Origin of the sequence: Nocardia violaceofusca NBRC 14427 (assembly GCF_963869435.1) — a bacterium.
Lineage (GTDB): Bacteria > Actinomycetota > Actinomycetes > Mycobacteriales > Mycobacteriaceae > Nocardia > Nocardia aobensis.
Genome location: NZ_CAWMPM010000001.1, coordinates 341,799 through 368,426 on the forward strand (window position 1 = coordinate 341,799; position 26,628 = coordinate 368,426).

A 26,628-nucleotide genomic window follows, 5' to 3' on the forward strand; every position below is an offset into this window, starting at 1 on the left:
CGGCGCGCCGCCGATGGGAGTGGTGGCCGGTCGACACCCCGGGGTGGCGACCGGAGTTTCTACAGCGGTTCCCAGAAGGTGATCTGGGTGGCCCTCGGATCGATCGCGGGGCTGAGGGTGGATCTGCCCTCGGCCGAGTTGGCGCGCAACTGTGTGAACACCGCCTCGGCGTCGCCGTCGATCTCGTACACCGCCAGATATCGGTGGGTGGCGCCCTGCCCCTCGAGCTGCGGGGCCCGATAGCGCGAACACGAACGGATGCCTTCGATCTGCAGCAGTTCGGGAATGTGCACCTCGGTGTACCAGGTGTTGTATTCGTCGTCCATCCCCTCGCGCGGGGTGGAGAAGACCAGCATCTGCATGGTGTGGACCTAACGATAAGAGATGGGGGACAACCGGATTCGGGTGTTCAGGCGCGCTGGGCGTACAGTTCTGCCCATTCCTTGCGCGGCCGGACGGTGAGATCGACATCGGCGGCCTGGGCCCGCAGCACGCCGACGCTCGCCTGGTCGCGCGGGATGTGCGCGAACGGCTCCCAGTTCAGGAAGCGGCAGGCGTTCTGCCAGGTGATCTTGTCGATATCGGCGTCGTCGGCGCCCGCGGCCTCGAGTTCGGCCAGGACGAATTCCGGGGCGTCGGGCCACAGCGAATCCGAATGCGGGTAGTCGCATTCCCACGCGATGATGTCGATGCCGATCTCGTGCCGCAGCTTCAACGAGGTCTTGTCGGTGACGTAGCATGCCATGACGTGCTCGCGGAACACGTCCGAGGGCATCTTGCCGCCGAAGTCGCGGCGCAGCCACTTCTGGTTGGTGTAATGGCGGTCCGAGCGGTCGAGGAAATACGGGATCCAGCCGATGCCGCCTTCGGACAGCGCCACCTTCAGTCCCGGATAGCTGCGCAACGCGGGACCCCACAGCAGATCCTGGATCGCGATCTGGGACACGCTGGGTGCCAGCACCATCAGATTGTCGATCGGCGCGTCCGGGGCCATGCGCAGGGCGCCGAAGCCGGGGCCGATGTGCAGGTTCATCACCAGGCCGGTGTCGGCGAGCGCCGCGAACACCGGACCCCAGTACTCGATGTCGTGATAGGAGGGGTGGCCCTCCACGTGCGGGATCTCCGACATGGTGACACCGTGGAATCCCTTGGCCGCCACCCGCTGGATCTCCGCCACTGCCAGTTGCGGATCCCACAGCGGCAGAATGGCATTCGGGATGAACCGGCCGGGGTAGGTGGCGCACCACTCGTCGATGTGCCAGTTGTTGTAGGCCTGGATCATCGCGACGGTGATCTCGTCCTTGAACTGGCTCAGGTGGCCCGCGCTGAATCCGGCGAAGGTCGGGAAGCACATCGAGGCGAACACCCCGTTGGCGTTCATATCCCGCACCCGGTCGTGAATGTCGTAGACGCCCGGCCGCATCTCGGCGTAGCGGGTGGGATTCTTGTCCCACTCCTCCTTGGGCCAGCCGACGACCGCGTTCAGCCCGGTGACGCCGACCGGCCGGCCGCGATAGGTCCACTGATCGATGCCCTGTTCGTTGGTGAGCAGTTGCGGCACGTACTCGGCGTACTTCTTCGGCGTGTGCCGGTCGAACATGTCGGCCGGCTCGACCACATGGTCATCGATGCTGACCAGGATCATGTCGTCGGTATTCATGAGGTTCCTCGTGCTGGTGCGGACGGCGGCGCCTCGCTGCGGCGGGCGAAGTAGGAGATGCACAATCTCTGTTATGGAGAATCATACTCTCCTGTTTGGCTGCGACGATACACCGGATTCGGTGCTGGTACGGCAACTTCGGTGAAGGGGTTGAACCGTCGATCGGCGGCGCAGCCACCTCCTCTCATGCGACCAGCGACTTGGGAGAATGATGTTTTCGTCGATAGGGGGCGCCGTGGGCCGCGGCAATGGCATCGAAGCGCCGCGCGCGACAGCGGCGAACCGTCCGAGTAACTCGGAGCTGCGGATGCGGACCATCGTCGGCGATACTCCTCGCGCTAAGGCGCGAGGTAGACGACCTGCCCGGCGACGATCGTGGCGGCTACGGGCGGCGAGTCGAGCGCATCGCCGAGTTCGGCGGGCGGGACCTGGAGCAACGTCAGGTCGGCGTGGTGGCCCGGGGCGAGAGTCCGGGGAATGTGCGGCCGGGCGGCGGTGCCGAAGAACAGCGACAGCGCGGTGGCCGGGGACAGGGCCTCGGCGTCCGGTCGGCCGAGCCCGCGATCGGTGGCGGCGCGCACCACCGCCCACGGATCCGGATCGCCGAACGGCGCGTCGGTGCCGGCTGCCACCCCGACGCCCGCGGCGAGTAGCGAACCGAGCCGCCACAGATCGGGCCGGTCCTCGGCAGGCACCTCGCGCGCGTACTGGGCAGCACGCTCGATCAGGAAATGCGGCTGGGTGATGACCGGAATATCGTTGCGGCGCAACCAGGTCAGCACCTCGGCGGGAACCACGGCACCGTGTTCGATGCGGTCGCCGGGCACCACGCCCGCCAGGTCGAAGGCGGCCATGGTCAGAATCAGCTGCACCCGCGTGACACAGTGCACCGCCGCGGCCCGGCCCGCACCGTGCAGCCGGCGCAGCCGCACGACGAAAACGTCGAGGTCGGGTAGTGCGGTGTCGTCGAGCAGAATTTTGGTGGGGCCCAGACGGAATCGCTCGACGTGCGGATCCTCGATATCGGGCTCGGCCATGCAGTAGACGCGTTGCACGATGCGCCCGTCCAGCACGGCGGCGGCGAGTGTGCCGACCTCGGGACGGGTGAGATCCGGTGTGGCATCGGTGAATCCGGTGATTCCCCGCGTCGCTGCCGTCGCCGAGATCGGTGCCGGATCGGGCGCCAGGCCACCGAGCCGGTCGCCGAGCCAGGTGTCCATCCGCCACAACCGGCCCGTGGCGCGGCCCTGCGGATCACGCTCCACTCCCGGCAGAGGGCAGTTGTCGACATCGAGCAGTGCGCAGGCGCTGGAGTCGAGGATCCACAGCGCGCCGGAACGATGCTGCACCCGCACCGGCCGGCCCACCTCCATGCGATCCAGCGCCCACCGGTCGATGGCCCCGGCGACGTCGTCGTGGTAATCCACGGCCCGGAGCCAGGTGTGACCCGGTGTTCGGTGCGCGGCGTCGCGCAAACGGTCCGCCAGTGCGCGGGCACCTCGAATCCGATCCGGCCCCACCGGAATCGACTCCGAGCGCGCGGCCAGTGAGCGCAAATGGATGTGGTGATCATGCAGGCCCGGAACCAGCCACCTACCGCGTGCGTCGATATCCTCCTCGCCGGCCCGGGACCGCAGACCACGCCCGCATTCGATGATGGTGCCGCGTTGGCAGCGGATATCGGTGTGGGCACTGCCGAAGACGACGGCATTGCGGATCAGCATGCGACACCACCCGGAAATCCAGCCACGGCGCGGGCGTGCGCGGAGCGCGGGGACAGGACGGCCTGAGTGGTCGCGGTGTGCGCGCACCGGACCTGCCAGCGCCCGTCGTGGGTGAAGACCCGGTGCGGACCAGGGCAGCGTGGTGGCGCGGCGGCGAAGGCGGCCGTGACCGCGCGCATCGAGACGTCGGCCAGGACACCGCCCCCGGCCCGCACGGCCGCGCAGACCGCCAGCGCCGCGGCGATTCCCGACAACGGGTCGCCGATCGCGTCCGCGCAGAACACCGGCATGCCGTGTCCGGTGCCGACGAGCCCGCCGGCGACGGCGGCGTCGTCGCCGAAGGCCACCCGCATCGGCTCGGACCGGCCGTAGCCGGTGAGGCCGACCCAGATCTGGCCGGGCCGCAGCCCGCGCCGGTCGGGTCCGAGCCCCAGTTGCGCCAGCGCGCGCGGCCGCGACGCCTCGATCACGATATCGGCGGCCGACAGCAGTGCCGCCAATTCTGTCCGGCCGGAATCGGTTCGGAAGTCGACCGTGCGGAATTCGTGTCCGGCGTGCAGCGTGCCGAAGAAGTGGTGATCCGCGCGGGCACCGTCGGGCCGGTGCGGACTCTCCACTTTGATCACCCGCGCGCCGGCGCGGCCCAGGATGTGGGCGCACAGCGGGCCCGCCCACATCGAGGACAGATCCACCACCAGCCGGCCGGTCAGTTCGCGCCGGGGCGTCGGCGCCGCCAGCCGGGACAGCTGCCACGGCGGTGCGCACGGATCGGCCGCGGCCCCGGCCGGCGGAAGGGCGGCGGCCGGAACGCCGAGCAGCTGGGCGCGGTTGGCGAGCTCGGCCGCGGTGACCTGAACGGCGAACTGCGCCACTACCTTCCAGTGGTCGTCGGTGCGGTAGGCGCCGATGATCGCGGGGACGGCGGCGATGTCGTCGGCGCGAGACAGCGTCAGTGCGCACCAGCCGTCGACGGTGCGCAGCAGGCGGGTGGACCCGCCCGCCGAGCGCGTGCCCGCGCGCCGGAAACCGTGGTCGACGGCGCGCGCGGTGAGTACCGGACCGGGAGCCAGCGTGACCGCACGGCCCAGCGCGGCGGTGGTGCGCGCGAGCAGGTCCAGCGCGTCACCCAGCCGTGCGAAGGCGGGGGCGGGGGAGATGTCGGGCGGCCCGCCCGCGGGACCGGTGAGGTCCATGGCCCCCGACGCCGCCCACCTGCGGACCTCGCACTCGTACGGGGACGTGTCGGCCGCGCGCGGCGGCCAGAATTCGGATACCCGATGCGGCAGCGCGGCCGGTGGGGATTGTGCGGCTGGGTGATTCATCTCCGACCTCCTCGGCGAGGGGTGTTCGCGGCCGTCGCTACGACGGCCCGCCGGTGGGTTCGATGCGATCCACCAGACCCCAGCGCAGGGCGGTGTCGACGTCGATGGTGGCGCCGGTGAGCATCGCCCAGGCGGCACGCCAGCGCCCGATCCGGCGCGGCACACTGACCGTGCCTCCCGCGCCCGGGACCAGCCCCATACCGACCTCCGGGAAGCGGAACCAGGTGCCCGGCGCCGCGGTGACGATGCCACCGAACGCGGCGATCTCGGCGCCCGCGCCGACACAGGCGCCGTGGGTGTGGATGCGCAGCCGGGCGGACAGGCGGTCCAGCACTCGCCACGGCGCCCGGTCCAGCCGCACCAGATAGGCCGCCACCGGGTCTGTCGCACAACCGAATTCGGCGAGATCTCCGCCGCTGCAGAAGGCCGGCCCCGCACCCGCGAGGTGCACCGAGGTGATGGTCGGGTCGGCCTCGGCCACCTGTGCGGCCGCGAGCAATTCCTCGCGCAGGGCCGCGCTGAGCGCGTTGCGGCGGTGCGGACGATTCAGCACGATGTCGAGTTCGGCACCCGAGCGTTCGATCCGTACCAGCTCGCCGGGCTCGTCGTCCGGGATGCGGGCGGGTCCGCGAGCGGCCAGCCACGCGCGGAACTCCGTGCCGCCCAGCAGCATCGAGTAGACCGCCGCTTCGGCGGCCAGCGCCGGGAGGGTGGGCAGCGCGGGCGTCTGACGCAGCAGGTGACCGCAGGCCAGCGCCGCCCGGGGCGTGTGATCGACGGCGGCGGCGAGTATCTCGATCGCGGCGGCGCGATCGGTCACGGTGACCACGCGCCGATCGCGATGCGCAGACTCGCTCACCGTGACGGTCGCCGCATCGAGAATCGGATGCAGCCGGGCGGGAACCGTCTCGCCGGCGACGGCGACGGTGAGTGCCGCTGCGGCGGCGATCGAGGCGGCGACCTCGGCGATGTGTCCTGGGCTCGAGTGCCGCAGTCCGTCGACGTCGACGACCGTGAGCGGCTGCCGTGGCTTTCCGTCGTGGTCCAGGCTCAGGTCGGCGAATCGCAGGTCTGTGTCACCAGCGCTGGTGGTCATCGGCACCGCCGTTCTGTGGGGCCGCGAGTATTCGCGGGCAACCGGATTCGTTACCGCAGTTGGTCTTTCCTCACCTTTCCGGTCGCGTTGAGGGGTAATTCGTCCAGGAACACCACCGCGCGCGGCGCCTTGTACCCGGCCATGTTCTCGCGACTCCAGGCGACGAGCTCGGCCTCGGTCACCGGTGCGCGCGTGACGACGAATGCCTTGCCGACCTGGCCCAACCGCTCGTCGGGGATACCGATCACCGCCGCCTGCACGACCGCCGGATGCTGCAGCAGAAGACCCTCGATCTCGGCGGGGTAGGCGTTGAAGCCGCCGACGATGAACATGTCCTTCTTCCGTCCGATGATCCGCAACCGGCCGCCCTCGTCCAGGGCGCCGAGATCGCCGGTGTGCAGCCAGCCCTCGGCGTCGATCGCCTCCGCGGTGGCCGCCGGATCGTCGAGATAGCCCTGCATGACGGTGTAGCCGCGCAGCAGCACCTCACTGTCGGCGGCGATGCGGACTTCCACACCGTCGCACGGAGTTCCGGCGGTCGTCGCGATCTGCTCGAAGGTGTCACCCGGGCGCGACGCGGTCGCGGTACCCGCCTCGGTCAGTCCGTATCCGGTCATGATCGAACGGAACGGCAGTTCGGTCTTCACCCGGCGGATCAGCTCCACCGGGATGTCGGCCGCGCCGGTGACCGCGGACCGCAGCGACGACAGGTCGTAGCGTCCGCGCGCCTCCAGCAGCGAGTGGTAGAGGGTGGGCGGACCGGGCAGCATCGTGATCCGTTCGCGCGCAACGAGTTCGCAGACGCGGTCCACATCGAACACGGGCACCGGCAGGATCGTGGCTCCGCGGATGAACGACGCCAGCACGCCGGCCTTGTAGCCGAAGGTGTGGAAGAACGGATTGACCGCCAGATAGCGGTCACCCTCGCGCAGATCCGCCAGCTCACACCATTCGGTGTAGAGCCGCAGATTCTGGCGGTGGTTCATCATCACGCCTTTGGGGCGGCCGGTGGTCCCCGAGGTGTAGATGATGTCGGAGATATCGGTCCCGGCCACCTCGCGTTCGAAAGGTGAACCGCTGGACAGGAATTCGGAGGTGAGGTCGATCACCGGCACACCCGCGGGCCCGCTGAGTTCGCGCCCGAGGAAGCCCTGCTGGACCAGCAGGAGCTTGGCGCCGCTGCGGCCGATCACATCCGCTGCCTCGGCCGCCTGGAAGCGCGTGTTCACCGGGACCAGCACCCCGCCCGCGGTGAGCAGGCCGAAGGCGGCCACGATCCAGTCGGCGGAATTCGGCGCCCAGATCGCGACCCGGTCGCCCTTGCCGACCCCGGCCTCCGCGAAGGCGCCCGCGGCCCGGCGCACCCGGTCGACGATGTCGGTGTAGCTCAGCCGCAGATCGCCGTCTACGACCGCCTCGGCGTCACCGAAGCGGTCGGCGGAGGAGGCGACCATCTGCGGGATGGTCTCCCAGCTCATGCTGTGTCCTCTGCGGTATGCCGCCTGCGCGCCGCACCGCTCATACCTTCAGCAACCTCGCCAGGTTGCCGCCCATGATCTTCTCCTGGTCGGCCAGCGGCATATCTTTGATCTCGTTGATGTAGCGGGCCGGTTCGGCCAGGCCCTCCGGATGCGGGTAGTCCGAGCCGAACAGCACGTTCTCCACGCCGATCAGTTCGGCGATGGCCTGCAGATCCTCTTCCCAGAACGGGCTGACGTGGATGCTGCGCTTGACCGCCTCGACCGGATCCTGGAAGCCGAAACCCTCCGGCGCCTTCTTGTACACGTCGTGCAGATTCTCGAGCAGCGGGGCCAGCCAGGAGGCGCCGTTCTCGATGACGGCCACCTTCAGTTCGGGGTGTCGGAACAGCGCGCCGTGGCACACCCACGAGGCCACGGCGTCCTGGATCGGCCGCCATTCGGTGGTCATCCGGAAGGTGTTGGTCTTGAACGGCAGCATTTCCAGGTTGCTGCCCTCCCATTCGGCATTGAACCGCGAATAGCCGCTGTCGGAGGAGTGCATCGTGACGAGGACGTCGTGCTCGACCACGCGCTTCCAGAACGGGTCGAATTCCGGCAGGGCGAACGAGCGCGGCCCGCGCAGCCCCGGAACCGGAGCGGGACGCACCAGAATCGCCTTGGCGCCGTGTTCGACACACCAGTCGAGCTCCTCGATCGCCTTCTCCACGATCGGCAGGCTCACCACCGGCACGGTGAAGATGCGGTCCTGGTAGGTGAAACCCCACTCCTCGAGCAGCCACTGGTTGAGCGAATGCACCACGGCGTGAATGAGATCGGGGTGATGGCGCATGCGCTCCTCGATGAGGCTGGCCAGCGTCGGGAACATCAGCGTGCGGTCGAGCTGGAGTTCGTTCATGAGTTCGAGGCGCGGGCCCGGCTCGTGGAACGCGGGAATCGAACGCATCGGCTTACCGAAGATCTCCCGGCGGCTCTTACCCTCGGGATTGCCGTTCTTGAAGTACTCCTCCATCGCGCCGGGCCGCGCGACCACCTCGAAGGTGGGGTTGGGGATGTACTCGCTGATCTGGCCGAGAACCGCGATCTTGGTGCGGCCGCCCAGTTCCACGTACTGGATGGCGCCCTCGAACTCCTTCGGCAGGTACCGGGTGAGGGCCTCTTTGGTTTCGTACAGGTGGTTATCGGCGTCGAAGAGCTGATACGGCAGCTCGATCTTCGTCATAAGAGTCTCCTTTGTTCGTTATGAGAATCATATTCTCAGTTTTTGCGCGTGGCAACGACCTGCCCCGCGACGGCGGCGCGCACGCGGTACTTCTGGACCTTGCCGCTCGGCGTGCGCGGAAAGTCGTCGACGATGTGCAGTTCCTCGGGCCACTTCTGCTTGGCCAGCCCGGCCGCGGCCAGATGCGCCTGCACATCGGCCAGCGCCGGAGTGATGGTGCCGGGCCGCAGCCGCACCACCGCGGCGGCATGTTCGATGAGCCGCGCGTCGGGCGCGGCGACGACAACCGCTTCGGCGACGGCGGGCATGCGGTGCAGAACGTCTTCGACCTCGACCGCGCTGATGTTCTCGCCGCCGCGGATGATCAGGTCGGTGGTGCGGTCGGTGATGGTGAGATAGCCGTCCTCGTCGAGATGGCCGACATCGCCGGTGCGGTACCAGCCCTCGTCGTCGAACGCGGCGGCGGTCAGTTCCGGATCGGTGTAGCCCAGGCACAGATCCGGTCCGCGACTGAAGATCTCACCGTCGTCGGAGAGCCGGATCTCCACGCCCGGCAGCGGGCAGCCGTCGGTGTAGAGGCGTTTGTCCTGCGGATCGGTGCAGTCGGAGCCGGTGATGGACGGATGTTCGGTACTGCCGTAGGCGCGGTAGGCGATGATGCCGAGGTCGGTGAGCCGGGTGGTCACCGCGGCCGGCACCGAACTTCCGCCCAGCCCCGCGTATTTCATCTGCCGCAGATGTGCGTCGGTGAACGACGGATGGTCGAGCAGGCTGGTCAGGTAGTAGGGCACACCGCCCGCCACGGTGGCGCCGACATCCGACATCAGCGCCAGGATCCGGCCGGGATCCCACACATCCACCAGGTTGATCTCCGTCCCGTCGAGCACCGGGATGAGCAGGGCGTTGACCATGCCGATGAAATGCCCGACCGGTGCGGCGGTGAGCTGGGCGCCCAGATCGGACGGGTAATGCGCACTGAGCTGGCGCGTTTCGAAGCCGAGGGTGCGGTGGCTGTGGATCACGCCCTTCGGGTCGCGGGTGGTGCCGGAGGTGAAGGCGATCAGCGCGGGGGAGTCCGGGGACACCGTGACTATTCCGGGCATCGGCTCGTCGTCGAGCAGGGTGTCGAAGTCGCGGCCCACCACGCCGACGATCTGCACCCGCGCGCACAGATCGGACTGAAACTCCAAGGCGCCGAAGCGTTCCGCGGTGACGAACACCTTCGGGCGCACGGCGTCGAGGATGTAACCGAGTTCCTTGCGGCCGTAGAAATGCACGATCGGCACCAGGGTGGCCCCGAGGAAGGAGGCGGCCCAGAACGTGGCCGCGGCCTCCATCCAGTTGGGTAGCTGGAAGGCGACCACATCGCCGGGGCCCACACCGCGACGGCGCAATCCGGCGGCGAGCCGGCGGGCGATGTGCTCGACCTCGCGCACCGTGCCCGACCAGGGGCGCAGCTGGGAATGCACCCGGAACGGGACCTCCGGTGCGTCGGCCAGGCCGCGCGCCAGCATCTCGCCCAGGGATTCGCGCGTCCACCAGCCTCGGGCTTCGTATCGATCGACCAACTGCTGCGGGATCTTTCGCATGGCTCAGCTCCAATGCCCGACGAAATGGGGAAGGCCGGGTGTCCGGACCCGAATACGGAGATGATATTCTCAGATTTGGAGAGGCAACATATCCGGAACGGAGAACGTGGGATGGTCGACCTCGAAGTGGACGGCGGGATCGCGGTACTGACCATCAACCGTCCGCAGGCGCGCAACGCCATCGCGCCGGAGACGATGGACCAGCTCGATAACGCGATCGATGCCGCGGCCGGTGCCCGGGTGCTGGTCGTGCGCGGCGCGGGAGAGCGCGCGTTCGTCTCCGGTGGAGATCTCAAGCAACTGGCCGCGATTCGCACCGAGGACGGTGCGGCCCAGATGGCGTGGCGGATGCGCGGCATCTGCGATCGGCTCGCCGCGTTCCCGGCCCCGGTGGTCGCGGCCCTCAACGGTCACGCCCTCGGTGGCGGCGCGGAATTCGCGGTGGCCGCCGACATCCGGATCGCCGCCGACGACATCACCATCGGGTTCAATCAGGTGGCGCTGGCGATCATGCCGGCCTGGGGTGGGGCCGAACGGCTCACCCAGCTGGTCGGGCGCAGCCGTGCTCTGCTGCTGGCCGGTACGGGGACCGTCCTGACCGCCGCCGAGGCGCAGCGGTACGGCCTGGTGGATCGCGTGGTGTCGCGAGCCGATTTCGAGCAGGAGTGGCGATCGCTGGCGACCGCGCTGGCCCACCCGGCCTCGGAGCCGATCAAGCGGGTCGTCTCGGGTGCCACGCCTGACGAAGCGGTGGAAGCCTTTGCCCGGCTGTGGGTTTCGGACGAACACTGGATAGCGGCCGACCGGGTGCTCAACCGCGGCTCGGGTCGCGGCTCCACCACGCGAGTCTAGGAACTGTGCCACGTCGAGACGGTTCTGGCGGACAGTCGGGCGTGGTTTGCCGGACTCACCGGCGGTCAACACTATGTTTCGGCCTCGTCGGCCTGGTTCCGGCGGGGCCGTCATTGGTGTCTGCCATCGGAATGACCTGCGCCGTACCGGCGCAGAAGGAGGATACGTGCGCATCATCACCACCGGGATCGCCACCGCGGCACTGACCGTCGCCGCGATGGCGGGAGCCGGCGCCGCGGCGGCCGACGACGACGCGGGGTTCAACCCGCCCAAGGAGATCGTCACCGTCGACATCAATCTGCTCGGATGCTCGATCGGCGCCGGGCTCGGCGCGCAGCTGGTTCCCACCCTGAGCGCCGGCGGATTCGGTGGCCCGGTGGGTATCGACGCGGGACTGGCCTCGCGGCTGCGTAGCGCGGGCTGCCTGCCCTGGCGCTGACGGCGCGAATTATTCGGTCGCGCTGTCGATTTCGGTGATGGCGTGCACCGGGCAGTCCAGTAGTGCCCGGTGCACGCCGTCGCGATCTGCGGGCGGGACGGCGCCGTCACCCTCCAGGGACGCGTACCCCCAGTCGTCGAGGGAGAAGTACTTCGGCGCGTGTTTGGCGCAGGTGCCGAAACCGTCGCAGACGGTGCGATCGAGTCGAATCTTCACAGTGAGGTCACCGCTTCCACAGCGAAGGGCCGGACGGCGGCGAACGGTGTGGTCGAACAGATCGCGCAGCCGCCGACGAGGTGGCGCGCCACCGCATCCGGGAATTCGTCGAGCAGGGTCCGGGCCGCGTTCGTCGCGGCATCGAGAGTTCCGCAGGCGCCGCGCCCGCGCAGGACGGTCGACCAACGACGCAGCCGGTCCAGATCGGCGGCCTCGGCGCCGCCGTCGCGCAGCGCGGAGGCGACCGCGCTCATCGCCGCGGTGCCGTTGAAACACGAGCCGCACTGGCCGGCGTTCTCCCGGTCGAAATATTCGAGCACCGACGCCGCCACCGCTACCGGGCAGTCGTCGGGCGTGAGCAGCGCGACCGCCCCGCAGCCCAGTCCCGTCCCCATCGCCCGCAACGTCTCGTGATCGAGCCGGGCGTCGAGAATGCGGCTGTTGGTGAGGCCGTTGAAATAGCCGCCCAGCAGCGCGCCGTGCACCCGTTCCGCGGCGACGCCGTGCAACTCGAGTAACGCACGGAACGAATAGCCGTGCGGCAGTTCGTAGATGGCCGGTTCGCGTCCGGCTCCGGTGACGGTGGCCAGGAAAGTGCCCGGTGAGTCCGCCGTGCCCACGGTGCGGAAAGCCGCCGCGCCGAAGCGGTGAATCCAGGCCAGCTGGGCGAGGGTCTCCACATTGCTCACCAGAGTGGGGCGTCCGCCGACACCGGCCGCGTACGGACGCGGTGGCTTGTCGGTGGGTGTGGCCGGCCCGCCGTCGATCGCGCGCACGGCCGCGGTTTCCTCCCCGGCCACGTATCCGGCGGCGACGGTGACGATCTCCGTCGGCACCGGCAGTTCGGCAGGGCCGAGCTCGGCCACCGCGGCGGCGACGGAATCGGCGGCGCGGTCGTCGGAGACATACACCACGGTGCGTTCGGCGCCGAGAATCGTTGCGGCGGCGCGCAATCCGTCCAGCACCAGATGCGGGCGCCGGCGCAGCAACCAGCGATCCTTGCCCGAGGCCGGTTCACCTTCCTCACCATTGGCGACGACCACCGGACGCACCCCGGCACCGCAGTGCCCTTGTACCGACAGCAGTTTCGTGCCCAGCGGAAAGCCCGCGCCGCCGCGCCCGCGCAGGCCCGACTCGACGATCCGGGCGAGCAGCCGCGCCGGATCCTCGATCGGCGCGTACCCGCCGCTCGCCCGGTAGGCCGCCGCCGACTCGGTGCCCGCGCCACCGGCGGTGATTCGCGGCGTGGTCCCCGGCGGTGCGCTGACTATCGGATTCGCGATCGCATCCATCGATCCGTCCTTCGGAATATCGTCCGCCGCCGAAAAGCGCCGGCGCGGAAATGGCTGTGCCTACAATCGGCGGCATGCGTACCGCAGTAATTCGTGTCGATGTGGATCCCGCCGGGGAACTGCCGCCCGCGGAATTCGGGAAGAAGATATCCGCGCTCATCTCTCGCGCTGCAGAATCCGGAATATCGGTGACCGCGCCCGATATCGATCGGCTTCCTGCGCGCCGCCGCGAAATCCAGGTGCTGATCGACGGTGACGACGCGGCCGCCTCGCGCGAACACGCGGTGGGAATGTGTGCCGATATCTTCGGCCCCGCCGTCCGGCCCGGGGCGGTCACCTTCGTCAGCCGGGGAACCGACGACGACGCCCACGGTGTCCTGGCCGGATTCGGCATCACCGGAGAGATCGATCGCAGCTGCGACGCGGCCGGCTTCGACACCCTCACCGTCCGCCTGGCACGCACCGATCTGGAGCGCATCCCGGAGAGCCGGATCCAGACCGCGCTCGAGGCGGCGACCAACTCGGAGGTGGTCATCGTCACCGGCACACCGTGATTCGCTGAATTTCACCGTTACTGCCGCGCGAAGTCCAGGATCGCCGGCGCGGCCAGCACCCAGGTGTCGAAGATGTTGCCCTCTCCCCGCGCGCGCGCCTTCTGACCCTGCTGCCAGGCGTCCTCGGGCCACGGCGGATCGATCAGGATCGAACCCTCGATCAGGCAGTGCACTTCCATCGATGTCCGCTTGGGGTGGTCGATATCGTGCTCACCTCCCCGGATGATCAGCGTCGGAATCTTCAGCTTCGAGAACTCGTAATCGGTCACACCGGGAATCGTCTGACCCGGTTTCGGAACATAGGCGTCGAGCCAGCGCAACATCTGCGCCTGGAATTCCTCCGCGTCCAGCGCCAGCAGCCGGTCCTTGTTCTTCGGATTGTCCTGAATCCGCTCCTGCCATTCCGGCAGTTCGATCAGACCCTCGATGCCCTTGATCTTCGCCGCGGTGATGTTGGGAATGATGTAATGCGAACCGAGCGCGATCAAGCCGTAGTTGCCGCCGACGATATTCCACACGATCAGCTTCGTCGCGATCTCCGGATACAACATCGCCGTGAGAATCGAATCGCGCGCACCGCCGGAACCGCCGGCGATGATCACCGGGCCAGTGTCCAGATGTACGAGCAGATCGTGCAGCACCTCGGCACGCATATGCGATTCGGTGGGACCCCAGAACGCGACCTCGCTGCGCCCGCAATTGGGCCGGTCCCACAGCAGGACGCGGTGGCCACCGGCGACCAGGGCCTCGGCCAGCGGCCGCAACCCCGGAATTTCGATGCTGAACCGGCCACCGGGAGTGAGCACGATCAGCGGACCGGACTCGCCCAGAATTTCGTAATAGACCTCACCACCGCGGATTTCGGCGATCGGCATGGACAGACCTCCTCGTCTGTGTCGGATCAAGCGGTGACCAGAACGTCGTTGCCGACCACCCGCACGGGATAGGTGCGGATACTCCATTCCGGTTTCACCGCGGTGGTGCCGGTGGCGAGTTCGAATCCCCACTGGTGCCACGGGCAGTAGATGTATTCGCCGCCGCGCACACTGACCGCGTCGCCGGGCACCGATTCGTCGACCGCGGTCAGTCCCCGGGTGCGGCCCGCACACAGCGGGCCGCCCTCGTGCGGACAGTAGTTGGCGATGGCGTAGAAGGTGCCGTCGACGTTGTAGACGCCGACGCCGTGGCGGCCGATCGGTACGAGTTTGTGTGTGCCGGGCGGTATTTCGTCGACGGTGGCGACGGCGTGCTCACGTCCCTGCGGTAGCCGCGGTGTGGCGGCGAGATCGTCGCTCATCTCAGAACACCCGCACTTGCCCGGGCAGTACCGGCACGGTATCGGGCACAGTGGCGTAGGTCTTCAGCCCGTTGCCGAACATCACCGCCTCGCGGGTGTGCTCGGGCAGGTGTTTGACCAGCCAGCGCGGATCGTCGAAGGTCCAGTGCGGATAATCCGAGGAGAACAGCAGGATCTTCTCCGCCTCCATCCACTCCAGCGCCCGGGTCAATTCCGTCTTGTCGTCGGGATAGTCCAGCGGCTGGGTGGTGAACTTGATGTGTTCCTTCACGTACTCCGAAGGCTTGCGCTTGATCTCGACCCACGGTTTACGTGTCTCGTAGATCGCGTCCATCCGCCACATCAGCGGCAGGATCCAGGTGAACGCGTGCTCGACCAGGATGATCCGCAACGCGGGGAAGCGGTCGAAGACGCCGTCGAAGATCAGGCTCATCACCTGATTCATCGCCAGCAGCGAGTAGGTGACCATGAAATCGTGGTTGTAGCTGGGATATCCGACCGGCGGCATCGGCAGCATCTCGAAGTTCCCGCGGGAGAGGTGGCAGGCCACCGGCAGGTCGTGCTTCACCGCGGCCGCCCACACCGGGTCGTACATCGGATCGCCCCACGCCGGCCGCGGTTCCGCGCGGATGAGGATCTGTGCCATGTAGGGATGCCCGGCCCACTTCTCGATTTCGCGGACGGCGCCGGCCGGATCCTCGGCCGCCGCGCTGATGGAACCGCGATAGCGCTGGTGCCAGTTGTTGTGGCCGTCGAGCCAATCCTGGTCCAGCCAGGTGTTGACCGCCGCCGCGGCCGCCGAGGTCGCCTCGGGCAGCCGGGCCTGATGCAGTCCCGGCTCGAGGATGGCGATATCGGAACCGGCGCCCATGATGAGCTGCCGGAACAGGGTGTCGGGATCGCTGCCCGGGAAACCGCCGTCGGGTGTGAACGCGTCCACGCGCATCGCGTAGGCGTAGGCGAAGTCGGGGGCGTCGTAGAAGATGGTGCTGCCGACCTGGCGATTGAGAAAATACTTGCTGCGGAACGGTTCGGGGTACAGTTCCGCGAGCCGTCCCGGCCGGGGCACCGGGTGGACATCGGAGTCGACCACCCGCACCGCGACCCGATCCGAGCTCGGAACCCGCTCGCGTACTTCGGTATTCGCCTGCGTCATGGGTATCCCTTTCGATTCCGTTGCCGATTACCGCGTCGTCGCCGCGACGGGAATGTCGATGCCGTACAGTCCGGCGGCATTGCGCCACAGCACCTTCTCGCGCTGGGCGGCAGTCAGCGCGGACGGCAGCCGCGCCGGATCGTCGAGTTGCCAGTGCGGATAGCTCGAACCGAACATCACCATGTCGTCCTTACCGGTGAATTCCAGCCAGTCCCCGGCGAAGTCGACATCGCCCGGCCCGTCGAGCCGGCCTTGGACGAAGTAGATCGAACCGGGGAGGTAGTCGCTGGGCATGCGCGGCGCCCACGGCGTCTGCTCGAGGTGCGGACGGCCGAAGGTGTCCATCCGCCACATCATCGGGGTGAGCAGGTCGGCGGCGCCGTCGGCCCATACGAAGCGCAGATCGGTGAAGCGTTCGAAAACTCCCTCGGCGATCATGTTCATCTGGTGGTAGAGGTAGTTCAGCGCCATGAAGCCGAGGTACTGCTCGTAGGTGCGCGGATGTCCGGACGGGGTGGGCGGATAGGCCACGCCGGAACCGGATTCGATGTGCACGGCGACGGGTAGACGCGCGGCCGCCGCGGCCTCCCACAGGGGCCAGAACTGCGGCTTTCCGTACAGTTCGCGGGACTGCAGCGGAATGCCGACCTGCACCACGCGCGGATGGGAACCCCAGCGTTCGATCTCGCGGACCGCCCCGGAGATGTCCTCCGGATTCACCCGTAGCGTGCCGCGGTAGCGGTCGGCGTAGGCGCCGGAGTCCAGCCAGCGCGAGATCATCATCTCGTTGTGCGCACTCGCGATCGCCGTCCCCAGGTGGCGGTCGGGCATGATGCCGCGAGTCATCGGATGCAGGATCGCGATATCGGCGCCGCGCTCGCCGAACAGCACCCGCCCGACGGCGTCGGGCTCGGAGCCGGGATATCCGCCGTCGGACAGGACGGTGCCCGGCGCGTATTCACCGCCCGGCGCGCCGTACCAGTCCATCTCGACATCCGGGTAGCCGCGGGCGCTGTACGGTTCGCGCAACCAGGTGCGCAGTTCGGCATTGCCCTGGAAGAAGATGTGCACACTGGCGTCGATCAGCGGACTGGTGCTGCCGTCGGGGAGGGTGATCATCGGCCCTCCCGCGGAAGATGCCGGGGCGCTGAGAGGTTCGGTCTCGGCGTGGTGGAACGGATCGGCTCGGGATGGTCGGTCATGCGGGCTCCGTTGCGGGAAGTCGGCGCGTTCGCGGGCTGCCGTCGGTCCGGCGGCCGGGGAGAGTGCCCGGAAAGCGGCGCGAACGGACCGGTGCGCATTCGCCCGGGCGAACTCGTGGGCGAACTCGCGAACCAAATATTTGTTCCGCAACTGTACGTCGAAACCCGGCCGGCGCACAAGGGCCGGTGTCCGGCGGTCAGGTGGCGGCGGTGCGCGTGGCGCCGCACAGCAATGTCGCGCGCGAATGCGCGTGTGCGGCATGGATTCCCACGCGCGCGACCACCGGTGGCGGCATCCAGATCAGGTCGCGGACACAGGCCGACAACCGGCTCTTGGTCATCCCCTCGAGCGTGATCTCGCCATCGGCGCGGCCCTGATCGACGACGCTCGCGATCTGGCGGGCACGCCGGCGCAGCACCTCGATCACCTCGCTGGTGTCGGGGGGAGTGGACCGGAACCAGGCGCGCTGGATCGCGAACTCGAGGTCGAAACGCTGCAGCGCGTTGAGATTGATCCAGGTGAGCGCGTCGAGTTTGGCGACGGCGGAACTGTCGGTGGTGACGACGGCGGCGTAGGCGCGCGAGATCTCGTCGTGGAACGACCCCATGATCGAATCCAGCAGCGCCTGTTTCGATTCCACGGCCCGGTACACACTGCCCGCGCCCATTCCGGCGGCGGTGGCGATATCGCGCATGGTGGTCGCCTCGTAACCGCGGCGGGCGAATTCCATCCGCGCCACCGCGCGCAGCCGGGCGGTGCGGTCGTCGTCGCCGGTGTCGTCGGGCGCCGCCCAGGTGGCGATGCTGTCGTGCGCGGCGCGCAGGGCCGCCGAGCGATCGAGGGCGGCGGGGGAGGCCGGCTCGGCGGGGAGGCCGTCGAGCAGCAGCCGGCACACCACGGTCGCGACGCGGTCGGCGGAATTCTCGCGATGCAGGACCGACAGGCCGATGTGCAGCATGGTCTGGCACAACTGTTCGGCCAGCACCGAGCGGTCCACGGTGGCGGCGAGGTATCCGTGCGCGGCGCCGGCGTCGAGCAGGGCGCGCATCGCCGCGATCGGCGCGGCCGGCGGATCGGCGGCCAGGGCGATCAGCGCGGTCCCGGCACCGGTATGTGGTTCGTAGATCGACAATTGCAGTGCCGCACGGTGTTCCAGGGCGCAGGCGGCGAGGGCGGTGGCGTACCCGTTCACGACATCGAAGGCATCGCCGGCGCTCCTGATCGCCGAGGGCGGCGGTGCGGACCGGGCCACGGCATCCAGCGCGGCGTGATAGCGCTCGAGCAGTTCGACCGCGATCGCTTCCTTCGAGTCGAAGTGGTGGTACAGGCTGCCGGGCAGGATGCCGCAGGCGTCGGCGACATCCTTCACGTTCGTCCCGGCGTATCCCGCCGAAGCGAACAGGTCCGCGGCCGCGCGCAGGATCTCCGACCGTCGTGCGCTGTCGGCGCGGGCGGCGGCCGGTGCGGCGGGGATCCGGGTTCGTGGCATCTGCTCAGTGTGACCGATATGCCCGCCCGCGCGTTACGGTGACCCGGCCCGGGCTGCGCCGGCCGTCAGTCGTTGCGCGGGAAGCCCAGATTCAGTCCGCCGTGGCTCGGATCCAGCCAGCGGCTGGTCACGGCCTTCGTGCGAGTGAAGAAGTGGACGCCCTGCACGCCGTGCGCGTGGGTGTCACCGAACAGCGAGTTCTTCCAGCCGCCGAAACTGTAGTAGGCCATGGGAACCGGAATGGGCACGTTGATGCCGACCATGCCGACCTCGACCTCGTACTGGAACCGCCGGGCCGCGCCGCCGTCGTTGGTGAAGATCGCGGTGCCGTTGCCGTAGGGATTGCCGTTGATCAGGTCGAGGGCCTGCTCGTATCCGTCGACCCGCACCACCGAGAGGACCGGGCCGAAGATCTCCTCGCGATAGGCGGCCATCTCCGGGGTCACGTGGTCGAGCAGCGTCGGCCCGAGCCAGAAGCCCTGGGACACATCGATATCGGCGTCGGCGGTGCCGATCGCGCCGCGACCGTCGACGACGACGCAGGCGCCTTCGGCCTCCGCGGTGTCGATGGCGGCGGCGACCTTGTCGCGGTGCGCGCGGGTGACCAGCGGGCCCATATCGGCCTCGCCGTGCCCGTCACCGAGGCGCAGACCGCGGGTCCGCTCGGCCACCCGGGCCACCAGGTCGTCGGCGATATCCCCGACCGCGACGGCCACCGAGATGGCCATGCAGCGTTCCCCGGCCGAACCGTATCCGGCATTGACCAGCGCGTCGGCGGCCAGGTCCAGATCGGCGTCGGGAAGGATCACGGCGTGGTTCTTCGCACCGCCGAGGGCCTGCACCCGTTTACCGGTCGCGGTGGCGGTGGCGTAGACGTACTCGGCGATCGGAGTGGAACCCACGAAGGAGACCGCCTTGATCGCCGGATCGAGCAACAGCGCGTCCACGGCCTCCTTGTCACCCTGCACGACGTTGAAGACGCCGGGCGGCAGTCCGGCCTCCTCCCACAGTTCCGCCAGCCACAGTGCCGCCGACGGATCCTTCTCGCTGGGTTTGAGCACGACGGTGTTGCCGGTGGCGACGGCCAGCGGGAAGAACCACATCGGCACCATGGCCGGGAAGTTGAACGGCGAGATGATCGCGACCGGACCCAACGGCGCTCGCACCGAGTACGCGTCCACGCCGGTCGAGACGTTCTGAGTGAAACCGCCATCAACAAGATGCGGTATGCCGCAAGCGAATTCGACCACCTCCTGGCCGCGGGAGACCTCGCCGAGGGCGTCGGAGAACACCTTGCCGTGTTCGGCGGTGATCAGTCCGGCCAGTTCGGATTTGCGGGCGTTGAGCTGTTCACGGAAGCGGAACATGATCGAGGTGCGCCGCGTAAGAGATGTGTCGCGCCAGTCGGGGAAGGCGGCCGCCGCCGACTCGACGGCGGCACGGACCTCGTCGCGTCCGGCCATGGCAACGGTTCCCGTGACCCGGCCGGTCGCGGGATCGGTCACCGGGGCGGTGCGCGCGGCGACGCCGGGCCGGTGACCGCCGTCGATCCAGTGTCCGATGTGCGTGAGGTCGGTGACGGCGGTGGGTTCGATCGTGCCGGTCACGCCCGCACCCCCGCGTGCGCACCGGTCATGGTCGTCAGCGGCGCCGCGCCGTACCAGCCGCAGGGCAGCCCGCAGCTGGCGGTGATCTCGACTTCGCGGCGATGATCGGCGAAGGTGCGGACCGTACGGACCGCCTCCGCGGCGTAGCCGCAGCGCGGGCAGGTGCCGAAGTAGTCCAGTATCTGGACGACCGCGATATCGACGGGCGGCTGCATCAGTACCTCCGGGTCACGAGTTGAGTTGTGCGGCAGTGGATTCGCGGAGACGCGCGGTCGGTCGGGGAACAGGTCCGGGATCGGCCGCTCGCCGCCGCCGTAGCCCGGCAGCGCGATATGCGCGCCCCGGGCGGCCGCGGCGATTGCGATGGCGAGTGCGATCTCGTGGCTTGCGCCGGAGACGGCCATGGTGCGGCCGGCCAACGGATATGCGGGCATGACGCTCCTCGGAGTCAGTCGTTCGCCTCTGATGGTATTGGCATTCTCTTTTTTTGCAAGTAACGTATTCAAGGATGAACGACGACGTCCAGACCTCTTCCGGCATCCCGCTCGCCCCGGTCTACGGCCCGGGCGAGCGCGTCGCCGAACCACCTGCGCCGGGCGAATATCCCTTCACCCGCGGCAATTTCGGCACCGGCTACCGCGGGCGACTGTGGACCTTCCGGCAGTACTCCGGTTTCGGCACCGCCGAGGAATCCAACCGCCGCTACCGCTATCTGCTCGATCAGGGCGGCACCGGCCTGTCGGTGGCCCTGGATCTGCCGACCCAATGTGGTTACGACTCCGACGATCCCGAGGTGAGCGAGGAGGTCGGCCGGGTGGGCGTGGCCGTGGACACCCTCGCCGACGCCGAGGTCCTGTTCGACTCGATTCCGCTGGACGAGATCAGCACCAGCTTCACCATCAACGGCACCGCCGCGATCCTGCTGGCGTTCTACGTGGCCGCCGCCGAGCGCAAGGGCGTCGCGCGCGCGACACTGACCGGCACCATTCAGAACGACATCCTCAAGGAATACGCGTCGCGGGGCACCTGGATCTGGCCGGCGCAGCCCTCATTGCGGCTGATCGCCGACACGATCGAATTCTGTGCCGCCGAGGTGCCGCGGTTCAACGCGATCTCGGTGGCGGGCGCGCACTTTCGCGATGCGGGCGCGACCGCGGTGCAGGAGATGGCGTTCACCCTCGCCGACGGAGTCACCTACTGTGACACCGTGGTCGAGCGCGGCCGCATGAGTATCGACGACTTCGCGCCGCAGATCTCGTTCTTCTTCTACACCCACGGCGACTTCTTCGAGGAGATCGCGAAATACCGTGCCGGACGGCGTCGCTGGGCCACGCTGGTGCGGGAACGCTACGGCGCCACGACCGACCGCGCGTCGATGTTCCGGTTCGGCTGCGTCTCCGGCGGCGCCTCGCTGTACGCACCGCAGGCGCAGAACAATCTGGTGCGCGTGGCCTACGAGGCGATGGCCTCGGTCCTGGGCGGGGTGCAATCGATGTTCACCGCCGCGTGGGACGAACCGTTCGCCCTGCCCAGCGAGGAATCGGCGACACTGGCGCTGCGCACCCAGCAGATCCTGGCCTACGAAACCGGCATCACGCGGGTGGCCGATCCGCTGGGCGGCTCCTATTTCGTGGAGGCGCTCACGGATGCGACCGAGGAGCGGATCGTCGAGATCATGGCGGATCTCGACGCGCACGGCGGCATGGTCCGCTGCATCGAGGACGGCTATCTGCAGGGCCTGATCGCCGACGAGGCCTACCGCGCCCACCAGGACATCGAATCCGGTGCGCGCCCGATCGTCGGGGTCAACCGATTCACCTCCGACGAACCCGCGCCCGAGATCGGCACCTACGAATTGGATGCCGCCGGAAGGGATCTGCAATTGAAGCGACTGGCCAGGGTCAAGGCGGACCGGGATTCCGCCGCGGTCGCCGCCACGCTGTCGGCGCTGTCACGCGCCGCCGAGGGAGACGAGAATCTGATGCACCGGCTCATCGACTGCGCCAACGCCTATTGCACGGTGGGGGAGATGACCTCCGCGCTGAAATCGGTGTGGGGCGAATTCCGGCAGCCGGTGGTGTTCTGATGCCCGCGCGCGTACTCGTCGCCAAACCCGGGCTCGACGGCCACGACCGTGGCGCGAAGATCGTCGCGCGCACGCTGCGCGACGCCGGTTTCGAGGTCGTCTACACCGGCATCCGCCGCCGCGTCGAGGAGATCGTGTCGATCGCGGTGGCCGAGGATGTCGCGGTCGTGGGGCTGAGCATTCTCTCCGGCGCGCATCTCGGGCTCACCACCAAAGTGGTGGAGGGACTGCGCGCCGCCGACGCCGCCGATATCGCGGTCGTGGTCGGCGGCACCATTCCGCAGGCCGATGTGCCGAAACTCCTCGAGGCCGGCGCGGCGGCGGTGTTTCCCACCGGCACCCCGCTGGATCAGCTGGTGAGCGAGATACGCGCGCTCACCGCCACGGTGGCCGGGCCGCCCGAACGGAGATGACCGCGACCCTGCGCCCGGCGCAGGTCACGGCCGGGCGAAGCGCCGGCATCACGCCGGTCACGGACACGCTCGCCCGGGCGAGCGGAGCCGGGCTTTTCAGGCATTTCGGGCGCTGAAGGTGGAGGATTGCCACCACGATGTGGCGCCGGACGGCGGCCTGTGATGAACTCGTGCCCGTATTCACAGGTTGAGCACGGTCCCGGCTGACATAGTCTGAGCAGGCGAGTTCTGTTCAGGGCAGTTTCGGCGCCGGTCGCTGTCCGGGCGATCGCCGGCGAGAACGAACGGAACCGCAGTCGGCAGGGGCAGTCGAGGAGGTCGGCCGTGCACACAGCGGTGACGACGGCAATCACACGGCGTGAGTTGATGCGGCTCACGGGAATCACAGCGCATTCGGTCAGCCGGCGCGGCGGCCGTTCGCTCAATGCCGACGCGGTGTCGGGCTATATCGACTCCGCGGTCGGGCGCAGCGCCTTCGCCGTCGCCGACGGCATCGGCGATCATCTGCTGGCCGCGCGGGCGGCGCGCAGCGTGGCGCAGGTCGCGGCGCGGGTGGCCGTCGGTGGCAGCGCGGCCGCCGGAATCCTTGCCGCACAACAACAATTGCTGCGCGAATTCCCCGAACCCTCCGCCGACAGCGTGGTGGTCGTGGCCGTGTGCCCGACCCCGGACCGCATCGACGGACCCTGTGATATCGCCTGGGTCGGCGACTGCCGGGCCTACCACTGGAACGGGCGAGTGCTGCATCAGATCACCAGCGACCACACCGTCGCCGAGATGATGAACGCCCGCGGCGTCACCGTCGCGCCCCGGATGCACCACATGGTCACGACCTCGGCGCGCACCGTGCGGCCGGACGCGGTGGGCCACGGCATCACCGGCACGGGCAACGGCCGCTGGCTGCTCAGCACGGACGGGGTGCACAAGACCCTGGCGATGACCGAGATCAAGCAGATCCTCGCCGACGCCGACTCCCCGTCGAGCGCCGCGGACGCCCTGGTCGAAGCGGCGATCACAGCCGGTGCCACCGACAACACCACCGCACTGGTCTTCGATCACGGCTGACCGGCGCGTACACCGGTCGCCGCCGCGACCAGGACCCGGCGCAGCGGCCACGGCAACTCGCGAAACAGCGCGGTCATCGCGGCGGCGGTGCCGCGCGGATCGGTGCGCCCGGACAGGTAGGCGCGCTGCAGGTCCGGTGGCAGGGCGAAGAAAGCGTCGAAGAACGCCGGAAGTTCGTGTGGCGGCAGCGCCAGCAGCGCCCGCAGTCCGGCCCTGCGCAGGGCGAACACCAGCCGTGCCGAGACCGGCCAGAGACTGCGACCGGTGGCGACGGCGTCGGCCGCGGCGAGTGCGGCGCCGACGCTGTAACCGGTCGCCGGATGCAGCAGTCCGCCCGCCGCCCCGAAGACGCCGTCGCGGGCCCGGCCGCCCTCGACCGGGAAGCGCACCCGTTCGACCGGGGCGTCCGCACCGAATTCGATTCCCCGGCAGCGCAATCGGTGTTCCAGCCGGCGCCGCAAATCGTCGAGGCCGATCGCCGGCCGCCCGGCCAGGCAGGTCTCCTCGAACAGCACTCGGTCCCCGCCCAGCGGGATCGTGTACAGGAACGACGCCGGTTCGGCGGCGCCGGCACCGTTGTCGCGGGACCAGTCCATGAAGACGGCCGGTTCGCGATCACGGTGCAGCACAATGCCGTACGCGGTCTGCTCGGCTCGCCGCGCGTCGCGCGCCAGTCCGCGCGCGTCGACCACACGGCGCGCGGTCAGGATCCGGCCCGAGGCCAGCCGCACCCGCTCGCCTCGGTCGATATCCAGCACCCGGTCGGCGATTACCCGAACCCCGGACAGGTCCAGAGCGTCCTGCAGCGCGGCGGTGCCGAAAACCTGGTAGGCGCGGTCGATGTCGACCTCGCGCGTACCCCGGGCGAGCGGTCGCTCGACCGTCGCGGCCACGACCCGGGCCGGTAACCAGTCCGGCAATTCGTCGGCCCAGGTGGCGTAGGTCGCGGGCCAGCGGCGCCACGGATGCGGATCGATCGCGGTCACGGCGAGTCCGTGGACGGCCGCGCGATGCGCCAGCGCCCGCCCCGCCGGGCCGAGCCCGCAGACGATGAGATCGGCACTCATGCCGCCATTGCAGCAGATCGACCGGCCGCGGTGTGCCCGCCCGTCGCATCACGGCGGGTGTGTCGGGTCCGGTAGGGTCGACCCACGATGCCCGGGGGGAGACCACGACCGCGGAGGGCGCTGCCCCGGGACGCGGAAGGTGGCAGCAGATGACGTATCCCCCCGGACCCGGGCCGTACGGTTACGGCCCGCAACAACCCCACGACGCGGGGTGGGGGCGTGACCCGAACCAGCCCGGCTCCGGCTGGGACGCGGCGCCCAGCGGGTGGGAGACACCGGGATGGGGTCAGCAGATGCCCGCCCCGAACTGGGGGCAACCCGCTCCCGGCGGCTACCCGACACCGCCTCCGCCGAAGAACAACACCGGGCTCATCGTCGGCATCGTCTTCGGCGTCATCGCGCTGCTGGTGATCGCGGGCGGCATCGTCGTGGTCGCGACGCGTGACTCCGGCAGCGACAACCAGGCCGCCGGAACCAGCACTCCCGCGCTCGTTCCCGCCACCACCGACGCCCGGACCACCACCGCCGCACCCACCACCAGTGCGAGTCCCGGGACCTCCGGCCGGCTGAGCTATCAGGAATACGGGCACGACTGGAACTTCAAGGCCGGCGATGTGGAACTGCACGCCGACTGGGTCGAGGGGCGCGATCATCCCAGCTGCGCCGATATCGAGGTCGGCGGCAAACTCACCTCGCTGGGCTGTCAGTACGCGGCGGAGATGGTGTACAAGGCCGAGGCCGGTTCGCTGATGCTGACCCAGTTCATCGTCGGCATGTCGAGCAGTGAGAAGGCCGCGGCCGCGCCGGACGCGTACACCGACGACGACCTGAAACTGCGGCCCGGCACCTACATCTCGAACTTCGCGACCGGCAAATGGAAGGACGACGCCGAAAAGCAGTTCCTCGTCATCACCTTCGCCACCGCCACCAGCTCGGTGGACGAGAACACCGTGAAGAAGTACCTGAAGTACCGGCACGACGACATCCTCGGCGCCCTCGCCTTCCGCTGACGGGTGTGCGGCCGCCCGGCTCAGATACCGCCGGTCGCGAGCAGGCCGCCGTCGACCCGCACCACCTCGCCGGTGATCCACGCGGCCTGATCGGAGACCAGGAACCCGACCAGCGCGGCCACATCCTCGGGCGTGCCCAGGCGCCGCAGCGGATAGGTCGCGGCCACAGCCTCCTCGTTGTCGGTGACCAGCGCGTCGGCGAATTTCGTCTTGACCACGCCCGGCGCGACGGCGTTGACCCGGATCGACGGACCCAGCTGCCAGGCCAGTTCCTCGGTGAGCCGGATGAGGGCCGCCTTGGACGCGCCGTAAGCGGCGATCACACCCGTCGAGCGGATGCCGGCCACACTCGCGAGATTCACCACCGCGCCGCCGTGCTCACCCATCCACGCCCGGTAGGCCTGCTGGACATAGCCCAGCGCCGCGACCACGTTGACGTCGAAGATCTTGCGCACCGCCCCGAGGTCGGCCTCCATCAGCGATCCGTAGACCGGGTTGATGCCGGTGTTGTTGATCAGGATGTCCAGCGATCCGAATTCGGCGACCGCGGTGTCCACCTGTTCGGCGCGCGCCGCCTCGTCACCCGAATTGCCCGCCAGCGCGACGACCGTGCCCGGATGGCCCAGCGCCCGCAGCCGGTCGGCCGCCTCGGCCAGCGGTTCCGGTTTGCGGGCAGTGATCAGCACATTCGCCCCGCGCCGCAGCAGTTCCGCCGCCACCGCGTACCCGATGCCGCGACTCGCGCCGCTGACCAGCGCACCCTTACCCAACAGATCCTCACTCATGGGTCG

The 26,628-nt window shown here is 69.0% G+C and carries 26 protein-coding genes; 7 read left to right on the top strand and 19 right to left on the bottom strand.

What is annotated here, in order from left to right; translation table 11 throughout:
* Positions 1–59: 59 nt before the first annotated feature.
* The 8 genes from AC5592_RS01700 to AC5592_RS01735 form a co-directional block, all read right to left on the bottom strand.
* Positions 60–362, bottom strand: coding sequence for an EthD domain-containing protein (locus AC5592_RS01700; RefSeq protein WP_036508109.1), 303 nt, complete (start codon positions 360–362; stop codon positions 60–62).
* A gap of 47 nt (positions 363–409) precedes the next feature.
* Entirely contained in the window at positions 410–1,660 is a 1,251-nt protein-coding gene (locus AC5592_RS01705; RefSeq protein ID WP_063063133.1) for an amidohydrolase family protein, read from the bottom strand.
* Between the two features lie 338 nt (positions 1,661–1,998).
* Complete coding sequence (locus tag AC5592_RS01710) at positions 1,999–3,384, bottom strand: amidohydrolase family protein (protein WP_063063134.1); 1,386 nt, start codon at positions 3,382–3,384, stop codon at positions 1,999–2,001.
* Positions 3,378–4,706 carry a CoA transferase gene (locus AC5592_RS01715; RefSeq protein WP_063063135.1) on the bottom strand — a complete coding sequence of 443 codons (1,329 nt, stop codon included), beginning with the start codon at positions 4,704–4,706 and terminating at the stop codon, positions 3,378–3,380. Before AC5592_RS01715 ends, AC5592_RS01710 begins: the two co-directional genes overlap by 7 nt.
* A 37-nt stretch (positions 4,707–4,743) precedes the next feature.
* On the bottom strand, positions 4,744–5,802 hold the full coding sequence (locus tag AC5592_RS01720; RefSeq protein ID WP_063063197.1) for an enoyl-CoA hydratase/isomerase family protein: 1,059 nt from the start codon (positions 5,800–5,802) through the stop codon (positions 4,744–4,746).
* A 50-nt stretch (positions 5,803–5,852) separates the two neighbouring features.
* Positions 5,853–7,280, bottom strand: a complete 1,428-nt coding sequence (locus AC5592_RS01725) for a FadD3 family acyl-CoA ligase (protein ID WP_063063136.1) — start codon at positions 7,278–7,280, stop codon at positions 5,853–5,855.
* Positions 7,281–7,320: 40 nt separating this feature from the next.
* Positions 7,321–8,502 carry an amidohydrolase family protein gene (locus AC5592_RS01730; RefSeq protein WP_063063137.1) on the bottom strand — a complete coding sequence of 394 codons (1,182 nt, stop codon included), beginning with the start codon at positions 8,500–8,502 and terminating at the stop codon, positions 7,321–7,323.
* 35 nt (positions 8,503–8,537) lie between these two features.
* Positions 8,538–10,091, bottom strand: a complete 1,554-nt coding sequence (locus tag AC5592_RS01735; protein ID WP_063063138.1) for an AMP-binding protein — start codon at positions 10,089–10,091, stop codon at positions 8,538–8,540.
* Positions 10,092–10,202: 111 nt separating this feature from the next.
* On the opposite strand from AC5592_RS01735, the gene AC5592_RS01740 reads away from it, so the two are divergent.
* Both AC5592_RS01740 and AC5592_RS01745 read left to right on the top strand, forming a co-directional pair.
* The gene (locus tag AC5592_RS01740) at positions 10,203–10,943 is read left to right on the top strand and encodes an enoyl-CoA hydratase/isomerase family protein (RefSeq protein WP_063063139.1); all 741 of its coding nucleotides are present in this window, start codon (positions 10,203–10,205) and stop codon (positions 10,941–10,943) included.
* A gap of 166 nt (positions 10,944–11,109) precedes the next feature.
* Complete coding sequence (locus tag AC5592_RS01745; RefSeq protein ID WP_063063140.1) at positions 11,110–11,382, top strand: hypothetical protein; 273 nt, start codon at positions 11,110–11,112, stop codon at positions 11,380–11,382.
* A 9-nt stretch (positions 11,383–11,391) separates the two neighbouring features.
* Here AC5592_RS01745 and AC5592_RS01750 read toward each other — a convergent pair whose 3' ends face one another.
* Both AC5592_RS01750 and AC5592_RS01755 read right to left on the bottom strand, forming a co-directional pair.
* The gene (locus AC5592_RS01750; protein WP_036508580.1) at positions 11,392–11,598 is read right to left on the bottom strand and encodes a ferredoxin; all 207 of its coding nucleotides are present in this window, start codon (positions 11,596–11,598) and stop codon (positions 11,392–11,394) included.
* Positions 11,595–12,890 carry an NADH-ubiquinone oxidoreductase-F iron-sulfur binding region domain-containing protein gene (locus AC5592_RS01755; protein WP_063063141.1) on the bottom strand — a complete coding sequence of 432 codons (1,296 nt, stop codon included), beginning with the start codon at positions 12,888–12,890 and terminating at the stop codon, positions 11,595–11,597. Before AC5592_RS01755 ends, AC5592_RS01750 begins: the two co-directional genes overlap by 4 nt.
* A gap of 74 nt (positions 12,891–12,964) precedes the next feature.
* On the opposite strand from AC5592_RS01755, the gene AC5592_RS01760 reads away from it, so the two are divergent.
* Positions 12,965–13,444, top strand: coding sequence for a hypothetical protein (locus AC5592_RS01760; RefSeq protein WP_063063142.1), 480 nt, complete (start codon positions 12,965–12,967; stop codon positions 13,442–13,444).
* Positions 13,445–13,461: 17 nt separating this feature from the next.
* Here the strand turns inward: AC5592_RS01760 and AC5592_RS01765 are convergent, their stop codons facing one another.
* The 7 genes from AC5592_RS01765 to AC5592_RS01795 form a co-directional block, all read right to left on the bottom strand.
* A complete protein-coding gene (locus AC5592_RS01765; RefSeq protein WP_036508586.1) occupies positions 13,462–14,319 on the bottom strand; it encodes an alpha/beta fold hydrolase in 858 nt (285 codons plus the stop codon).
* 26 nt (positions 14,320–14,345) lie between these two features.
* The gene (locus AC5592_RS01770; RefSeq protein WP_036508589.1) at positions 14,346–14,741 is read right to left on the bottom strand and encodes a Rieske (2Fe-2S) protein; all 396 of its coding nucleotides are present in this window, start codon (positions 14,739–14,741) and stop codon (positions 14,346–14,348) included.
* A gap of 1 nt (position 14,742) precedes the next feature.
* The gene (locus AC5592_RS01775; protein ID WP_063063143.1) at positions 14,743–15,897 is read right to left on the bottom strand and encodes an amidohydrolase family protein; all 1,155 of its coding nucleotides are present in this window, start codon (positions 15,895–15,897) and stop codon (positions 14,743–14,745) included.
* Between the two features lie 27 nt (positions 15,898–15,924).
* Entirely contained in the window at positions 15,925–17,016 is a 1,092-nt protein-coding gene (locus AC5592_RS01780; protein ID WP_063063198.1) for an amidohydrolase family protein, read from the bottom strand.
* A gap of 280 nt (positions 17,017–17,296) precedes the next feature.
* On the bottom strand, positions 17,297–18,589 hold the full coding sequence (locus AC5592_RS01785; protein ID WP_063063144.1) for a TetR/AcrR family transcriptional regulator: 1,293 nt from the start codon (positions 18,587–18,589) through the stop codon (positions 17,297–17,299).
* A 65-nt stretch (positions 18,590–18,654) separates the two neighbouring features.
* The gene (locus AC5592_RS01790; protein WP_063063199.1) at positions 18,655–20,151 is read right to left on the bottom strand and encodes a CoA-acylating methylmalonate-semialdehyde dehydrogenase; all 1,497 of its coding nucleotides are present in this window, start codon (positions 20,149–20,151) and stop codon (positions 18,655–18,657) included.
* Between the two features lie 41 nt (positions 20,152–20,192).
* The gene (locus AC5592_RS01795; protein ID WP_063063145.1) at positions 20,193–20,630 is read right to left on the bottom strand and encodes a hypothetical protein; all 438 of its coding nucleotides are present in this window, start codon (positions 20,628–20,630) and stop codon (positions 20,193–20,195) included.
* A 74-nt stretch (positions 20,631–20,704) separates the two neighbouring features.
* Between AC5592_RS01795 and AC5592_RS01800 the strand changes: the two genes are divergently transcribed.
* From AC5592_RS01800 to AC5592_RS01810, 3 genes are all read left to right on the top strand, one after another.
* Positions 20,705–22,282: a methylmalonyl-CoA mutase family protein gene (locus tag AC5592_RS01800; RefSeq protein ID WP_063063146.1), complete on the top strand. Its 1,578-nt coding sequence runs from the start codon at positions 20,705–20,707 to the stop codon at positions 22,280–22,282.
* The gene (locus AC5592_RS01805) at positions 22,282–22,695 is read left to right on the top strand and encodes a cobalamin-dependent protein (protein WP_063063147.1); all 414 of its coding nucleotides are present in this window, start codon (positions 22,282–22,284) and stop codon (positions 22,693–22,695) included. Before AC5592_RS01800 ends, AC5592_RS01805 begins: the two co-directional genes overlap by 1 nt.
* Before the next feature lie 324 nt (positions 22,696–23,019).
* A complete protein-coding gene (locus AC5592_RS01810) occupies positions 23,020–23,760 on the top strand; it encodes a PP2C family protein-serine/threonine phosphatase (protein ID WP_051025388.1) in 741 nt (246 codons plus the stop codon).
* On the opposite strand, the gene AC5592_RS01815 is transcribed toward AC5592_RS01810, so the two are convergent.
* The gene (locus tag AC5592_RS01815) at positions 23,751–24,827 is read right to left on the bottom strand and encodes a lycopene cyclase family protein (RefSeq protein WP_063063148.1); all 1,077 of its coding nucleotides are present in this window, start codon (positions 24,825–24,827) and stop codon (positions 23,751–23,753) included. The two genes, AC5592_RS01810 and AC5592_RS01815, sit on opposite strands and share 10 nt — an antisense overlap.
* 149 nt (positions 24,828–24,976) lie before the next feature.
* On the opposite strand from AC5592_RS01815, the gene AC5592_RS01820 reads away from it, so the two are divergent.
* The gene (locus tag AC5592_RS01820) at positions 24,977–25,837 is read left to right on the top strand and encodes a hypothetical protein (RefSeq protein ID WP_157121510.1); all 861 of its coding nucleotides are present in this window, start codon (positions 24,977–24,979) and stop codon (positions 25,835–25,837) included.
* Between the two features lie 20 nt (positions 25,838–25,857).
* Here AC5592_RS01820 and AC5592_RS01825 read toward each other — a convergent pair whose 3' ends face one another.
* Positions 25,858–26,622, bottom strand: a complete 765-nt coding sequence (locus AC5592_RS01825) for an SDR family oxidoreductase (RefSeq protein ID WP_039778156.1) — start codon at positions 26,620–26,622, stop codon at positions 25,858–25,860.
* Positions 26,623–26,628 lie beyond the last annotated feature (6 nt).

What these genes read in the sequence shown, in the direction of transcription:
- AC5592_RS01700 (WP_036508109.1), bottom strand. Translation starts at nt 362, where the DNA reads ATGCAGATGCTGGTCTTCTCCACCCCGCGCGAGGGGATGGACGACGAA.
- AC5592_RS01705 (WP_063063133.1), bottom strand. Translation starts at nt 1,660, where the DNA reads ATGAATACCGACGACATGATCCTGGTCAGCATCGATGACCATGTGGTC.
- AC5592_RS01710 (WP_063063134.1), bottom strand. Translation starts at nt 3,384, where the DNA reads ATGCTGATCCGCAATGCCGTCGTCTTCGGCAGTGCCCACACCGATATC.
- AC5592_RS01715 (WP_063063135.1), bottom strand. Translation starts at nt 4,706, where the DNA reads ATGAATCACCCAGCCGCACAATCCCCACCGGCCGCGCTGCCGCATCGG.
- AC5592_RS01720 (WP_063063197.1), bottom strand. Translation starts at nt 5,802, where the DNA reads ATGACCACCAGCGCTGGTGACACAGACCTGCGATTCGCCGACCTGAGC.
- AC5592_RS01725 (WP_063063136.1), bottom strand. Translation starts at nt 7,280, where the DNA reads ATGAGCTGGGAGACCATCCCGCAGATGGTCGCCTCCTCCGCCGACCGC.
- AC5592_RS01730 (WP_063063137.1), bottom strand. Translation starts at nt 8,502, where the DNA reads ATGACGAAGATCGAGCTGCCGTATCAGCTCTTCGACGCCGATAACCAC.
- AC5592_RS01735 (WP_063063138.1), bottom strand. Translation starts at nt 10,091, where the DNA reads ATGCGAAAGATCCCGCAGCAGTTGGTCGATCGATACGAAGCCCGAGGC.
- AC5592_RS01740 (WP_063063139.1), top strand. Translation starts at nt 10,203, where the DNA reads ATGGTCGACCTCGAAGTGGACGGCGGGATCGCGGTACTGACCATCAAC.
- AC5592_RS01755 (WP_063063141.1), bottom strand. Translation starts at nt 12,890, where the DNA reads ATGGATGCGATCGCGAATCCGATAGTCAGCGCACCGCCGGGGACCACG.
- AC5592_RS01760 (WP_063063142.1), top strand. Translation starts at nt 12,965, where the DNA reads ATGCGTACCGCAGTAATTCGTGTCGATGTGGATCCCGCCGGGGAACTG.
- AC5592_RS01765 (WP_036508586.1), bottom strand. Translation starts at nt 14,319, where the DNA reads ATGCCGATCGCCGAAATCCGCGGTGGTGAGGTCTATTACGAAATTCTG.
- AC5592_RS01770 (WP_036508589.1), bottom strand. Translation starts at nt 14,741, where the DNA reads ATGAGCGACGATCTCGCCGCCACACCGCGGCTACCGCAGGGACGTGAG.
- AC5592_RS01775 (WP_063063143.1), bottom strand. Translation starts at nt 15,897, where the DNA reads ATGACGCAGGCGAATACCGAAGTACGCGAGCGGGTTCCGAGCTCGGAT.
- AC5592_RS01780 (WP_063063198.1), bottom strand. Translation starts at nt 17,016, where the DNA reads ATGATCACCCTCCCCGACGGCAGCACCAGTCCGCTGATCGACGCCAGT.
- AC5592_RS01785 (WP_063063144.1), bottom strand. Translation starts at nt 18,589, where the DNA reads ATGCCACGAACCCGGATCCCCGCCGCACCGGCCGCCGCCCGCGCCGAC.
- AC5592_RS01795 (WP_063063145.1), bottom strand. Translation starts at nt 20,630, where the DNA reads ATGCCCGCATATCCGTTGGCCGGCCGCACCATGGCCGTCTCCGGCGCA.
- AC5592_RS01800 (WP_063063146.1), top strand. Translation starts at nt 20,705, where the DNA reads ATGAACGACGACGTCCAGACCTCTTCCGGCATCCCGCTCGCCCCGGTC.
- AC5592_RS01805 (WP_063063147.1), top strand. Translation starts at nt 22,282, where the DNA reads ATGCCCGCGCGCGTACTCGTCGCCAAACCCGGGCTCGACGGCCACGAC.
- AC5592_RS01815 (WP_063063148.1), bottom strand. Translation starts at nt 24,827, where the DNA reads ATGAGTGCCGATCTCATCGTCTGCGGGCTCGGCCCGGCGGGGCGGGCG.
- AC5592_RS01820 (WP_157121510.1), top strand. Translation starts at nt 24,977, where the DNA reads ATGACGTATCCCCCCGGACCCGGGCCGTACGGTTACGGCCCGCAACAA.
- AC5592_RS01825 (WP_039778156.1), bottom strand. Translation starts at nt 26,622, where the DNA reads ATGAGTGAGGATCTGTTGGGTAAGGGTGCGCTGGTCAGCGGCGCGAGT.